Consider the following 13484-nt stretch of genomic DNA (forward strand, 5'->3'; position numbering starts at 1 on the left):
GGAGGACCGGACTACACGGCGGGCGCCAATGGCAGCTGCTCCCGCGCCGCGACGGCATCCGCCGCTGGCGGCCGCCCGTACGCGCGCCGGTAGTCCCGCGAGAAGTGCGACGCACTCCGGAAGCCGACGGCCGAGGCGGCGCGTGCGGCGGTGTCCCCGTGCAGGACCATGCGTCGGCGGGCCTCGCCGAGCCGGGAGCGCTTGAGGTACTGGGCGGGCGTCATGCCGGTCGCGTCCTTGAAGCGGGCGAAGAGGGTGGACTCGCTGACCCGCAGCTCTCGCGCCAGTCGGTCCATGGACCACGGCTCGTGCATCCGGCCGGTCAGCAGTGCGGTCGCCCTGGCGACGACGGTCGGGCCGGTGCCGCCGAGTGCGGCGGTGATGCGCGGTGCTTGCGGGGTCTGGAGGAGACGGAGGACGACCTCGCGGGAGACGAGCGGGAAGAGGACCGGGATGTCCTCCGGCGCGTCGAGCAGTGCGAGGAGGCGTGCGAACGCGTCGGCGAGCGGTGCGGTCCAGGTGCCGAGGCGAGGCAGCGGCTCTGGGCTCGCATGGGTACTGGAGGACATCGATGCGACGACCTCGCCGACGACGACCGGGTCGAGCTTCCACACGGCGGACACGAACCCGGCGTCACCCGCGGTGTCGATCACCCCGGCCACGACGGGCAGGTCGACCGGGGTGATGATGAACCGGTCGCGGCCCCACTCCTGGTCGTCGTCACCGACGATCGAGCGTTTGCGCCCTCGGAGGACGACCGACAGCGACGGGACGTACCGGAGGTCGAGCAGTCCGGTGGGCCCGTGGACACGGGACACGGTCAGCCCGAGGGTGGTGGCGTGGCGGGCGGATCCGGGGCGGGCGGGAACGTCGACGGCGGAGGAGGACCGCAGCGCCGCGGCGTGCTCGGACGCGATCGCCGCCGCCCGGTCGAGGTGCTGCGCAGTGAGGTCGTCCACCATCCCAACCTAGGCGGCGAGGTGCGTCCTCGGGGAACAGGACGGCCTCCGCACGGGATCCGGCAAGCTTCCCGCGGGAACGGGCAAGGTCGCAGCGCCGCTCGGCACCGACGATCGGAGCATGAGTACAGCAACGGAGTCCAGGACCGCCCTCGTCACCGGAGCCTCGAGCGGTATCGGTGAGGCCATCGCCCGCGAACTCGCCGCGGCCGGCATGACGGTCGCCGTCCACGGTCGTGACGAGCACCGCACGCGCGCGGTCGCCGAGGACATCGAACGCCTGGGCGGCCGCGCCGTCCCGCTCGTCGCTGACCTCTCCGTCAGCGCAGCCGAAGTCCGCACCCTCGCGGCCACCGCGCGGGAGCGCCTCGGCGGTCACGTCGACGTCCTCGTCAACAACGCCGGCGTGTACCCGGGCGGACCGACCGAGTCGCTCGACGACGACACCGTCGACGCCCTGTTGGCGACGAACGTCCGGGCACCGCACGTCCTCGTCGGTGCGCTCGCCCCGACGATGGCCGACCACGGCTCGGGCAACATCGTGAACATCGGCTCGTGGATGGCCCGGGTCGGCGTGCCGTTCATGGCGCTCTACCCGGCGACGAAGGCCGCAGTCGAGCAGCTGACCCGCGCGTGGGCCGCGGAGTACGGGCCTCGCGGGGTCCGGGTCGTCACGGTGGCGCCGGGCGCGACGGCCACACCGGGGAACGCGGACTCGGCGGACGTCCTCGCCGCGATGACGCAGGGCACGCCAGCCGGGGTGCCGGTCCAGCCGGTGGACATCGCACGGGCGGTGCGCTGGGTCGTGTCCGCCGAGGCGGCATTCCTGCACGGTGGGACGGTCGACGTCGACGGCGGCATCGCGTCCACCCGGATGCGCTGAACGCGGCTGCCCTCACTCGTCGTCCGCCGCACCGGCGACGCACCGCGACTCCACGTAGACCAGGACGTTGCCGTTCGTGATCTCGTACGCTGCGCCGGCCTTCCCGTCCGCCTTGGCGGTCGCCGCGTACACGACCCCGTACTCCTCGCCGAAGTCCTCCTCACTCCGCTCGACGTGGAGTCCCGCGGAGCGCCAGACATCGGACAGACCGTCGGCGAGTTCGCGCTGTTCCGAGGCGATCGGGGCGTGGACCATGTACTGGTACCGGACGCCGTCGGAGCATGTCTTGCTCACAGGTTCGCCGGGCGATGACCAGGCGAGGTCGGTCGTCTTCGTGGTCTGCTCGAGCAACATCAGCGCGTCGTGCTGCGTCTCTTCCGGGGTCATGGTCTTCCCTCCTGCCGCGCAGGCGGCGAGCACGGTTGCGACGGACAGCAGGATCGCCACCGTGGCGGACCGCCTGCCGATCGGAGCATGACGCACAGCCCTCACGGTAGCGTCACCCGGGCAGTGGTCAGCAGAGACCCGGTCCCTGGGTCGAGGTAGCCGTGGTCCGAGTCGCTGTGCACCGTCAGGTCGTGGACGTTCACCCGGTTCCCCGCGAACGTGTCGATCGGTGTCGCTCCGAACCCGCCCGCCGGATCCGACCGGTGCGGCACGCTGTACTTCCGGCCGATGTAGGCGACGTCCCACCGTTCCGCTGCCTGCGCCGCGTACATGTGGTCGGCGTGGGTCGCGGCCGCGTCGGGCACCCTCGCCGGGATGCCGGCGGACCCGAGGGTCACGAAGGAGTGCACACCGAGCTCCGGCGAATCGGCGAGGGCGATGGCGGCGGTCGTCGAACCGTAGGAGTGCGCGACGACGTTGAGCTGTGCGTCCGGTCGCGTGGCCCGGAACCCTCGGAGGTCGGCGGCCAGGTTCCGCGCGCCCGCCTCGGCGTACCGCTCGCCGAACACCCCGGTGTTGCCGGTCGTCAGCAGGTCGGGTGGTGGTTCGTACCCGATCCAGGCGACCATCGCGGTGTCCGGCGGTGGGACGAGCGCTTGGTGCAGCGCGACGACGTGCGAGGCGGCCGACATGTACTGCGTCGTGTCCTTGAGTCCGCTCCCCATGCCCGGCACGAGGTACGACACGCTGTCGGCGCTGTCGAGGTCGCCGACGGAGAAGGCGCCGAGCGGCGGATGGCCCGGCGAGAACGACACCATCTGCCGGGGGACGTCGACCGTCAGGCCGAGCTCCTTGCGCGCTCCGGCCAGGAAGTTGCCGAGGTCCTTCTCGCGTGCGAGCGCGTCGTCCAGCGCGCGATCGGCGGCAGCCCGGGCCGCCCACCCGACCGCCGTTCGGCGCTGCTCCTCCGCGGCGGTCACCGCTTCCTTCGCCGCCGCGTACGCCTGCTGCGCGCTCAGCCGGTTCGCCTGGTCCCGCGCCCAGTAGGGCAGGCCGTCGAGGTTCCCGATCACGACCGGCAACGCTGTGATCAGTGCGTCCTGCGCCGCCGAGTGCCGCCCGGCGGTGCCGCGCTCTCCGAGGCTGTTCCACCACGCCTGCACGGTGTCCGGCGACATGCCCGCGAGCCGCTCGGCGACCGTGGCGTCCTGGGCTGTGAGCACCTCGGGTGGCATCCGTGCGAGCGCGGCGAGGAAGTCGACATCAGCCATCACCCCGAGGGCTGCGCCGGACGAGAGGGCTGGACCGAGGACGTCCTGGTCGGACAGTCCCGCGGCCGCCGTGCGGTCGGCCATCGCTCGCCGTTCGACGAGTGCATCCCATTCGTCCTGCAGCCGCGAAGCCATGGCGGCGAGGTCATCGGCGTCGGACCGCAGCCGATCGACCGTCCTGCGGTCCGCCTCGGTCGTGTCCTCGCTGGCGGCGACGGCCTTCGCCGCGCCGAGCGCGACGACGTTGGCGGCGGTGTCGATCGCGTTGGTCAACCGGGACCGTCGGATGCGTTCGGCCTCGTCGTGGATCTGCTGGACCCGGTCGGCGTAGACGTCGAGCACGTCGATGGCCGCGTCGAGGCGGGCGATGACACGGCGTGCTGCCGTCGGGATGGTCGTGACGGTGGCGTCGAAGCGGTCCTTCGAGGAACCTTCCCAGTCGTCGGCGTCCTCGGCGGCCCGCGCCACACTGCGGGCTCCGCGGCGGATGTCGTCCTGGTGCTCCGCGAGCGCGTTCGACACCTTCGCGATCGCCGCGGGGTCGCCCGCGAACGGGTCGGCCGTCATCCCGTGCCCCGGGCCGTCGCCGCGAGGAGTTCGTCGGCGTCCTGGACGAGCGACCTCGTGTCGCGCGCGTACTGGGCGAGTGTGCGGCTCGTGTTCGCCAGCCACTCGTCGGCGCGCTCCTGCGAGCGCCGGAACGTCGCGAACGCCTGCGTGACGTCCTCGGCGCCGAACGCGCCGCCGTCTCTCGGAACCGCCGACGCGGCGAAGGTCTGCGCGGCCTTGGACAGGGCGTGGTGCACCCCGTCGAGTGTGCTGTAGGAGACCCGAAGGTCGGCCATCATCCCTCCCCTTCCGATCCACTCTCGAACGAGTGAACGGCAACATATCAGAACTGGAGGGCGGGGACAGCAGACATGAACAGGCTGTGCAATCCTCCGATCGGAGGATGCCGCTCCGCCGGAACGACCGACCCGCTGACAACGACCAGCCGTCAGGCTGGCACCATGCCCGCAGCCCCAGCCATCGAGGTCCGCGACCTCCGCAAGCAGTACGCCACCGGCAAGGTGGCCGTCGACGGGATCTCGTTCACGATCGATCCCGGCGAGACCTTCGCCCTGCTCGGTCCGAACGGGGCGGGCAAGTCGACGACGGTCGAGATCCTCGAGGGATTCCGCTCCCGCACCGGCGGCGACGCCCGGGTACTCGGCCACGATCCGGCCCGAACCAGCCGCAGCCACAACGCGCGCATCGGCATCGTCCTGCAGACCAGCGCGGAGTCACCGAACGTCACGGTCTCCGAGCAGCTCCGGCACTTCGCGTCCCTCTACCCGCGGCGCCGCGACGTCGAGGAGGTCCTCGCCGCGACCGGCTTGACCGAGCAACGGAACGTCCGGGTGAACAGGCTGTCCGGCGGGCAGCGACGCCGTGTGGACGTCGCGCTCGGGGTCATCGGCCGACCGGAGGTCCTCTTCCTCGACGAGCCGACGACGGGCTTCGACCCGGAGGCCCGTCGGCAGTTCTGGAACCTCATCGACACGATCAAGCACGAGGGCACGACGGTGCTGCTGACGACGCACTACCTGGACGAGGCGGCGCACCTCGCCGACCGGGCGGCGGTGATCGCGAACGGCAGGCTGCTCGACGTCGCACCGATCGACGAGATCGGCGGCACGGAGGCTCGCACGCCGGTCCTCCGCTGGCGCGACGACGCGGGTGTGCAGCACGAGGAACGTACGCACGACGCCGCGGCCCGGATCCGGGCGACCGTGGGTCCGATGTACGACCTCGAGGTGATCCGTCCGTCCCTCGAGGACGTCTACCTCACCATGATCCAGACCGCACCGACCTCCGAGGAAGGAGCATGACCATCGCCGCCCACCGCATCGGCTACGAACTCCGCTCCTACTTCCGCTCCCCCGACGCCGTCTTCTTCACCTTCCTCTTCCCCATCGTCATGCTGGCGCTCTTCTCGGTCGCCTTCGCCAACGCCGATCACATCCACGCCGGGCCGACCGTCAGCGTGGACTACGCCACCTACTACCTCCCCGGCCTCGTCGCGACGGGCGTGCTGCTGTCCGGCACCCAGTCGCTCGGCGTCGACATCGCCGGCGAGCGGAGCGACGGCACGCTGAAGCGGCTCGGCGGCACTCCCCTGCCCGTCGTGAGCTACTTCGTCGGCAAGATCGGCATGGTGCTGGTCACGACGGTCCTGCAGACCGCCCTGCTCCTCGCGATCGCGAGTCTCGTGTTCGGGGTGGACCTGCCGACCGACGGCGGTGCCTGGGCGCGCTTCGCGGGACTCATGCTCCTGAGCATCGCGACGAGCTGCGTCCTCGGCATCGCGATCTCGGCACTCCCCCGCGAGGGCCGTCGCGCCACCGCCACGATCGTCCCCGTCGTCCTGGTCCTGCAGTTCATCTCCGGTGTGTACCTCCCCTTCACGCAGCTGCCCGGTTGGCTGCAGAACGTCGCATCGGTGTTCCCGCTCCGCTGGATGGCGTCGGGGATGCGCTCGGTGTTCCTGCCGGACGCGTTCGCGTCCGCCGAGCCGGGAGGCGCGTGGCACCTCGCCCTCGGCGCCCTCGTCCTGACAGCATGGCTGGTCGTGGGCGCGGTGGCCTGCCTGGTGACGTTCCGGTGGAATCGCACCGACGCGTGACCCCTCCTGTGGAGAACCACCGGATCGTCCGCCAAGGGTGGGATGCTTTCGGCATGGACGATGTCGAACGGGTGGTGCGGTCGAACCGGTGGCTGCACGCGTTCTTCGCGGCGACGGTCGTGCTCACAGCCGTCATCGCCACGTTCGGCTGGTCGCCGTGGTCGTCTCGTTGGCCCGCCTCCGTCACCCTCGCGGGCTTCGTCCTCGCGTACGTGGCGTACGGGTGGCGTGGGTACGACCGTCCGCGAGCGGCAGCGGCGTTCCTCCCGGTCGCGCTCGTCGTGGCGTTCGTGCTCCCGGCGGTCGCGCCGACCACCGCGTTCGTGCAGTGCATCGTCTTCCCGCTCGTCTGGTGCCAGGCGCAGCGGATGCGGAACGCCGTCCTGCTCTCGGTCGCGGTCGGCATGCTCAGCGCGATCGGCCTGCAGATCTCCGGCGGCCCCGACGCACTCGTCGGCACGATCCTCATCGAGGGCATCAGCGTCGTCGGCGCCTGCGCGATGGGCATCTGGATGACCCGGGTCGCCGCACTCGCCGAAGAGCGTCGGCGCCTGCTCGAGGAGCTCCGGTCCGCGCAGGACTCCCTCGCTGAAGCGCACCGTCGCGCCGGCGTGACGAGTGAACGGGAACGCCTCGCCCGTGAGATCCACGACACCGTCGCGCAGAACCTCGCCGGCATCGTCATGCTCACGGAACGTGCTCGCGGTGATCTCGCCGCGGACCGCGTCGAGCGCCTCGACGACCGGCTGACCATCCTCGAGGAATCCGCACGAACCGCGCTCGAGGAATCCCGCACGCTCGTCGCCACGGCGTCCGCCGGCACGACGACGGACAGCCTCGCCGGCGCGCTGCACCGTCTCGCCGAACGACACCAGCGCGAGACCGGCATCCCGGTGACGGTGGATGCCGCCGAGTGTGCGCTCGACCGCGACGCGCAGGTGGTGCTGCTCCGCGTCGCCCAGGAGGCGCTGGCCAACGTCCGAGGGCACGCTCACGCGTCCTCGGTGCGGGTTGCCCTCCACATCACGGCGAACGAGGCCCGCTTGCACGTCACGGACGACGGTGTCGGCTTCGACCCGACGGTTCCCACCGCCGGACACGGCCTGCGTAGTCTCCGTGATCGGCTCGCCCTCGCTGGCGGCACCTGCACGATCACGAGCGCAGCGGGACAGGGCACGGTGGTCGAGGCGGCGCTCCCGACAGCTCCTGAACACGAGGGCACTTCCCGCCCGGACTCACGGCCGGTCGCCGGGGTGATCCGGTGATCCGCGTCGTCGTCGCGGACGACCATCCGATCGTCCGCGGCGGGATCGTCGCGCTGCTCCAGGACGCCGACGACGTCGAGGTGGTCGGTCAAGCGAGCGACGGAGCGGCTGCGGTGTCGATCGCCCTCGCCGAACGACCGGACGTCGTCCTCATGGACCTCCGTATGCCGGGCATGAACGGCGACGAGGCCACCGCCCGCATCCTCGCCCGCGACCCGCAGATCCGCGTCCTGATCCTCACCACGTACGAGTCCGACGACCAGATCCTCGCGGCCATCGAAGCGGGCGCGTCCGGGTACCTGCTCAAGGCAGCACCGGAGTCCGAGATCCTCGCCGGCCTGCGAGCCACTGCCCGCGGTGAGACGGCCCTCGCGCCCTCAGCGGCAGCAGCGCTCATCCGCCGAACCGCCGGCAAGCCGTCGACCACCCCGGCTCTCTCGCCGCGCGAGTTCGAGGTGCTGCAGCTCGTGGCACAGGGCAACTCGAACCCGGCCATCGGGCGCACCCTGTTCCTCAGCGAGACCACCGTGAAGACGCACCTCGGGCACGTGTTCGAGAAGCTCGGCGTCAACGACCGCACCCGTGCCGTGACCCGTGCGATGGAGCTCGGCCTCCTCCCCTGACCGGCCGGCACCGGAAAACGCAGAAAACCCCTGACCATCACGTGGTCAGGGGTTTCCTGGTCTTGCTGAAGTTGAGTCCGGCGGCGTCCTACTCTCCCACAAGGTCCCCCTTGCAGTACCATCGGCGCTGAGAGGCTTAGCTTCCGGGTTCGGAATGTGACCGGGCGTTTCCCTCTCGCTATGACCACCGGAACACTGTCGACCCAATCAACGGATCAATACCTGTGTTCCCCAGCTGTAGCTGAAGTATTCAGTTTGATTCCCGATCGTCTGTCGGGAACCACAAAGTGGACGCGAGCCCCACACCACAAAGTGGGTGGGTAATCAGTGTGTTGTCAAGTCTTCGGCTTATTAGTACCGGTCAGCTCCACGGGTCGTTAGTCCCCGCTTCCACATCCGGCCTATCAACCCAGTAGTCTGCTGGGAGCCTCTCACACTCAAGGTGCATGGAAATCTCATCTCGAAGACGGCTTCCCGCTTAGATGCTTTCAGCGGTTATCCGGTCCGAACGTAGCTAATCAGCGGTGCCCTTGGCAGAACAACTGACACACCAGAGGTTCGTCCATCCCGGTCCTCTCGTACTAGGGATAGATCTTCTCAAATTTCCAACGCGCGCAGCGGATAGGGACCGAACTGTCTCACGACGTTCTAAACCCAGCTCGCGTACCGCTTTAATGGGCGAACAGCCCAACCCTTGGGACCTACTCCAGCCCCAGGATGCGACGAGCCGACATCGAGGTGCCAAACCATGCCGTCGATATGGACTCTTGGGCAAGATCAGCCTGTTATCCCCGAGGTACCTTTTATCCGTTGAGCGACAGCGCTTCCACAAGCCACTGCCGGATCACTAGTCCCGACTTTCGTCCCTGCTCGACCTGTCAGTCTCACAGTCAAGCTCCCTTGTGCACTTACACTCGCCACCTGATTGCCAACCAGGTTGAGGGAACCTTTGGGCGCCTCCGTTACTCTTTGGGAGGCAACCGCCCCAGTTAAACTACCCACCAGGCACTGTCCATGAACCCGATCAGGGTCCTACGTTAGACATCCAGAGTGACCAGAGTGGTATTTCAACAATGACTCCACGAACACTAGCGTGCCCGCTTCACAGTCTCCCACCTATCCTACACAAGCCACACCGAACACCAATACCAAGCTGTAGTAAAGGTCACGGGGTCTTTCCGTCCTGCTGCGCGTAACGAGCATCTTTACTCGTAGTGCAATTTCGCCGAGTTCGCGGTTGAGACAGCTGGGAAGTCGTTACGCCATTCGTGCAGGTCGGAACTTACCCGACAAGGAATTTCGCTACCTTAGGATGGTTATAGTTACCACCGCCGTTTACTGGGGCTTAAATTCAGAGCTTCGCCGTGAGGCTAACCCTTCCTCTTAACCTTCCAGCACCGGGCAGGCGTCAGTCCGTATACATCGTCTTGCGACTTCGCACGGACCTGTGTTTTTAGTAAACAGTCGCTTCCCACTGGTCTCTGCGGCCTTCAACGCTCACGGAGCAAGTCCGGTCACGTGTCCGGCCCCCCTTCTCCCGAAGTTACGGGGGCATTTTGCCGAGTTCCTTAACCACGATTCTCTCGATCTCCTTGGTATTCTCTACCTGACCACCTGAGTCGGTTTCGGGTACGGGCGGCTGCAACCTCGCGTCGATGCTTTTCTCGGCAGCATAGGATCACTGATTTCCCCTTGACGGGTACGCGTCGGATCTCAGGCGTACAGACGACGGATTTGCCTATCGTCAGCCCTACATCCTTACACCAGGTTCACCTTACGGATACCATCGCCTGGCTCAGCTACCTTCCTGCGTCACACCTGTTCATACGCTAGCCGCACCAGCATGGGGTCGAGCGTTAGACCGCACGCCATCACCCCGAAGGGATCCGGTCAACACGGGTTAGGACTCTTAGCACCACTGGATTAGCTTGGGCGGTTGTTCGCCGGTACGGGAATATCAACCCGTTGTCCATCGACTACGCCTGTCGGCCTCGCCTTAGGTCCCGACTTACCCAGGGCGGATTAACCTGGCCCTGGAACCCTTGGTCTTTCGGAGGACGGGTTTCTCACCCGTCTTTCGCTACTCATGCCTGCATTCTCACTCGTGTAGCGTCCACGGCTGGATCACTCCGCCGCTTCACTCGCCACACGACGCTCTCCTACCACTCCGCACGACTGAACCACGAAGGCTTATCGAGTGTGCGAAATCTACAACTTCGGCGGTGTGCTTGAGCCCCGTTACATTGTCGGCGCGGAATCACTTGACCAGTGAGCTATTACGCACTCTTTCAAGGGTGGCTGCTTCTAAGCCAACCTCCTGGTTGTCTATGCAACTCCACATCCTTTCCCACTTAGCACACGCTTAGGGGCCTTAGTTGGTAGTCTGGGTTGTTTCCCTCTCGACGATGAAGCTTATCCCCCACCGTCTCACTGCTGCGCTCTCACTCACCGGCATTCGGAGTTTGGCTGACGTCAGTAACCTGTTGAGGCCCATCGGCCATCCAGTAGCTCTACCTCCGGCGAGAAACACGCAACGCTGCACCTAAATGCATTTCGGAGAGAACCAGCTATCACGAAGTTTGATTGGCCTTTCACCCCTATCCACAGCTCATCCCCTCCATTTTCAACTGAAGTGGGTTCGGTCCTCCACGACGTCTTACCGTCGCTTCAACCTGGCCATGGATAGATCACTTCGCTTCGGGTCTAGGACATGCGACTGGATCGCCCTATTCAGACTCGCTTTCGCTACGGCTACCCCACACGGGTTAACCTCGCCACATATCGCTAACTCGCAGGCTCATTCTTCAAAAGGCACGCCGTCACCCCAACAAGGAGGCTCCGACGGATTGTAAGCAAACGGTTTCAGGTACTATTTCACTCCCCTCCCGGGGTACTTTTCACCTTTCCCTCACGGTACTTGTCCGCTATCGGTCATCTGGGAGTATTTAGGCTTATCAGGTGGTCCTGACAGATTCACACGGGATTTCTCGGGCCCCGTGCTACTTGGGATACACATCCGGCCATAACACCATTTCGTCTACGGGGCTGGCACCCACTACGGCCCGGCTTTCAAACCAGTTCGACTATGATGCGCTGTAACCGCCCCAGTCCGGCAGAACTGAGCGACGTGTCCCACAACCCCGACCATGCAACGCCCGCCGGCTATCACACATGATCGGTTTAGCCTCATCCGCTTTCGCTCGCCACTACTCACGGAATCACATGTTGTTTTCTCTTCCTGTGGGTACTGAGATGTTTCACTTCCCCACGTTCCCTCTACCCGCCCTATATATTCAGGCGGGAGTCACCAGGTCACAAAAGCGCCTAGCGGGGTTTCCCCATTCGGAAATCCTCGGCTCACAGCTCGATTATCAGCTCCCCGAGGCTTATCGCAGATTTCTACGTCCTTCTTCGGCTCCAGATGCCAAGGCATCCACCGTTTGCTCTTAGAAACTTGACCACAAAGATTAAAATTGCGATCGACTCGAACAACAACCAACCCGAAAGCTGATCATCATCGAGCGATCTAAGATGCTCGCGTCCACTGTGTAGTTCTCAACATACGATCGGCACCACACTCCCCCGCAGCAAGCGCTGCAGCTTCACGTGGCCCACCGAAGAACCAAGCAGACAGGACAAACCCCATCCACCGGCTCAACCCCCGGACCATCACGACCCGGGAAGCCTGGTCCCTCAGGACCCAACAACGTGCACCAGCCACCCACACTCACCACCAACCCGTTCCCAACCAGCCCCGAAAGACCAGCCGTACTGAGGTCAGCAGCAGCGCCGACGACTGCACTGTCAATGTTCCACCCATGAGCTACCGGCAACCACACTCGGGTTGCATCGGCGCCTGGACCCACCCACCCCCAAGAGGATGAACTGAGCCAGATGCTCCTTAGAAAGGAGGTGATCCAGCCGCACCTTCCGGTACGGCTACCTTGTTACGACTTAGTCCTAATCACCGATCCCACCTTCGACGGCTCCTTCCACAAGGGTTAGGCCACCGGCTTCGGGTGTTACCGACTTTCATGACTTGACGGGCGGTGTGTACAAGGCCCGGGAACGTATTCACCGCAGCGTTGCTGATCTGCGATTACTAGCGACTCCGACTTCATGAGGTCGAGTTGCAGACCTCAATCCGAACTGAGACCGGCTTTTTGGGATTCGCTCCACCTTACGGTATCGCAGCCCTTTGTACCGGCCATTGTAGCATGCGTGAAGCCCAAGACATAAGGGGCATGATGATTTGACGTCATCCCCACCTTCCTCCGAGTTGACCCCGGCAGTCTCCTATGAGTCCCCGCCATAACGCGCTGGCAACATAGAACGAGGGTTGCGCTCGTTGCGGGACTTAACCCAACATCTCACGACACGAGCTGACGACAACCATGCACCACCTGTACACCGACCACAAGGGGGCGACCATCTCTGGCCGTTTCCGGTGTATGTCAAGCCTTGGTAAGGTTCTTCGCGTTGCATCGAATTAATCCGCATGCTCCGCCGCTTGTGCGGGCCCCCGTCAATTCCTTTGAGTTTTAGCCTTGCGGCCGTACTCCCCAGGCGGGGCGCTTAATGCGTTAGCTACGACACAGAAACCGTGGAAAGGTCCCTACATCTAGCGCCCAACGTTTACGGCGTGGACTACCAGGGTATCTAATCCTGTTCGCTCCCCACGCTTTCGCTCCTCAGCGTCAGTTACGGCCCAGAGATCTGCCTTCGCCATCGGTGTTCCTCCTGATATCTGCGCATTCCACCGCTACACCAGGAATTCCAATCTCCCCTACCGCACTCTAGTCTGCCCGTACCCACTGCAAGCCCGAGGTTGAGCCTCGGGATTTCACAGCAGACGCGACAAACCGCCTACGAGCTCTTTACGCCCAATAATTCCGGACAACGCTTGCACCCTACGTATTACCGCGGCTGCTGGCACGTAGTTAGCCGGTGCTTTTTCTGCAGGTACCGTCACTTTCGCTTCTTCCCTACTAAAAGAGGTTTACAACCCGAAGGCCGTCATCCCTCACGCGGCGTTGCTGCATCAGGCTTTCGCCCATTGTGCAATATTCCCCACTGCTGCCTCCCGTAGGAGTCTGGGCCGTGTCTCAGTCCCAGTGTGGCCGGTCACCCTCTCAGGCCGGCTACCCGTCGTCGCCTTGGTGAGCCATTACCTCACCAACAAGCTGATAGGCCGCGAGTCCATCCCCAACCAAAAAATCTTTCCACCACCAGACCATGCGGCCGGCAGTCGTATCCAGTATTAGACGTCGTTTCCAACGCTTATCCCAGAGTCAGGGGCAGGTTACTCACGTGTTACTCACCCGTTCGCCACTAATCCACCCAGCAAGCTGGGCATCATCGTTCGACTTGCATGTGTTAAGCACGCCGCCAGCGTTCGTCCTGAGCCAGGATCAAACTCTCCGTAAAAAAA

Annotated in this window: 9 protein-coding genes and 3 rRNA genes; 5 read left to right on the forward strand and 7 right to left on the reverse strand. The window is 65.2% G+C overall.

Features of this window, described 5'->3' with window-relative positions; all coding sequences use genetic code 11:
• Positions 1-11: 11 nt before the first annotated feature.
• Positions 12-959 carry an AraC family transcriptional regulator gene (locus tag ACTJKO_RS12990; RefSeq protein ID WP_440689342.1) on the reverse strand — a complete coding sequence of 316 codons (948 nt, stop codon included), beginning with the start codon at positions 957-959 and terminating at the stop codon, positions 12-14.
• Between the two features lie 121 nt (positions 960-1080).
• Here ACTJKO_RS12990 and ACTJKO_RS12995 point away from each other — a divergent pair, with 121 nt between their 5' ends.
• Positions 1081-1842, forward strand: a complete 762-nt coding sequence (locus tag ACTJKO_RS12995; RefSeq protein WP_440689344.1) for an SDR family NAD(P)-dependent oxidoreductase — start codon at positions 1081-1083, stop codon at positions 1840-1842.
• A gap of 12 nt (positions 1843-1854) precedes the next feature.
• On the opposite strand, the gene ACTJKO_RS13000 is transcribed toward ACTJKO_RS12995, so the two are convergent.
• From ACTJKO_RS13000 to ACTJKO_RS13010, 3 genes are read right to left on the reverse strand one after another with little or no spacing between them, the layout of a single operon-like run.
• On the reverse strand, positions 1855-2325 hold the full coding sequence (locus ACTJKO_RS13000; protein ID WP_440689346.1) for a hypothetical protein: 471 nt from the start codon (positions 2323-2325) through the stop codon (positions 1855-1857).
• 5 nt (positions 2326-2330) lie between these two features.
• Complete coding sequence (locus tag ACTJKO_RS13005) at positions 2331-4067, reverse strand: alpha/beta hydrolase (RefSeq protein WP_440689348.1); 1737 nt, start codon at positions 4065-4067, stop codon at positions 2331-2333.
• A complete protein-coding gene (locus ACTJKO_RS13010) occupies positions 4064-4345 on the reverse strand; it encodes a hypothetical protein (protein ID WP_440689350.1) in 282 nt (93 codons plus the stop codon). The genes ACTJKO_RS13005 and ACTJKO_RS13010 overlap by 4 nt, the downstream gene beginning before the upstream one ends.
• 165 nt (positions 4346-4510) lie before the next feature.
• Here ACTJKO_RS13010 and ACTJKO_RS13015 point away from each other — a divergent pair, with 165 nt between their 5' ends.
• From ACTJKO_RS13015 to ACTJKO_RS13030, 4 genes are read left to right on the forward strand one after another with little or no spacing between them, the layout of a single operon-like run.
• Positions 4511-5371, forward strand: a complete 861-nt coding sequence (locus tag ACTJKO_RS13015; protein WP_440689352.1) for an ABC transporter ATP-binding protein — start codon at positions 4511-4513, stop codon at positions 5369-5371.
• Complete coding sequence (locus ACTJKO_RS13020) at positions 5368-6165, forward strand: ABC transporter permease (protein WP_440689354.1); 798 nt, start codon at positions 5368-5370, stop codon at positions 6163-6165. Before ACTJKO_RS13015 ends, ACTJKO_RS13020 begins: the two co-directional genes overlap by 4 nt.
• Positions 6166-6218: 53 nt before the next feature.
• Entirely contained in the window at positions 6219-7430 is a 1212-nt protein-coding gene (locus ACTJKO_RS13025) for a sensor histidine kinase (protein WP_440689356.1), read from the forward strand.
• Positions 7427-8053 (forward strand): response regulator, encoded by a 627-nt coding sequence (locus tag ACTJKO_RS13030; RefSeq protein WP_440689358.1) that lies wholly within the window; start codon positions 7427-7429, stop codon positions 8051-8053. Before ACTJKO_RS13025 ends, ACTJKO_RS13030 begins: the two co-directional genes overlap by 4 nt.
• Before the next feature lie 75 nt (positions 8054-8128).
• Here the strand turns inward: ACTJKO_RS13030 and rrf are convergent.
• The 3 genes from rrf to ACTJKO_RS13045 all read right to left on the reverse strand — a co-directional run bounded on the left by rrf (position 8129) and on the right by ACTJKO_RS13045 (position 13480).
• A 5S ribosomal RNA gene (gene rrf / locus ACTJKO_RS13035) occupies positions 8129-8245 on the reverse strand.
• A gap of 139 nt (positions 8246-8384) precedes the next feature.
• Positions 8385-11513, reverse strand: a 23S ribosomal RNA gene (locus ACTJKO_RS13040).
• A gap of 445 nt (positions 11514-11958) precedes the next feature.
• Positions 11959-13480, reverse strand: a 16S ribosomal RNA gene (locus ACTJKO_RS13045).
• The 16S, 23S and 5S rRNA genes sit together here, the layout of an rRNA operon.
• Positions 13481-13484: the final 4 nt, after the last annotated feature.

Origin of the sequence: Curtobacterium sp. 22159 (assembly GCF_052045775.1) — a bacterium.
Taxonomy (GTDB): domain Bacteria; phylum Actinomycetota; class Actinomycetes; order Actinomycetales; family Microbacteriaceae; genus Curtobacterium.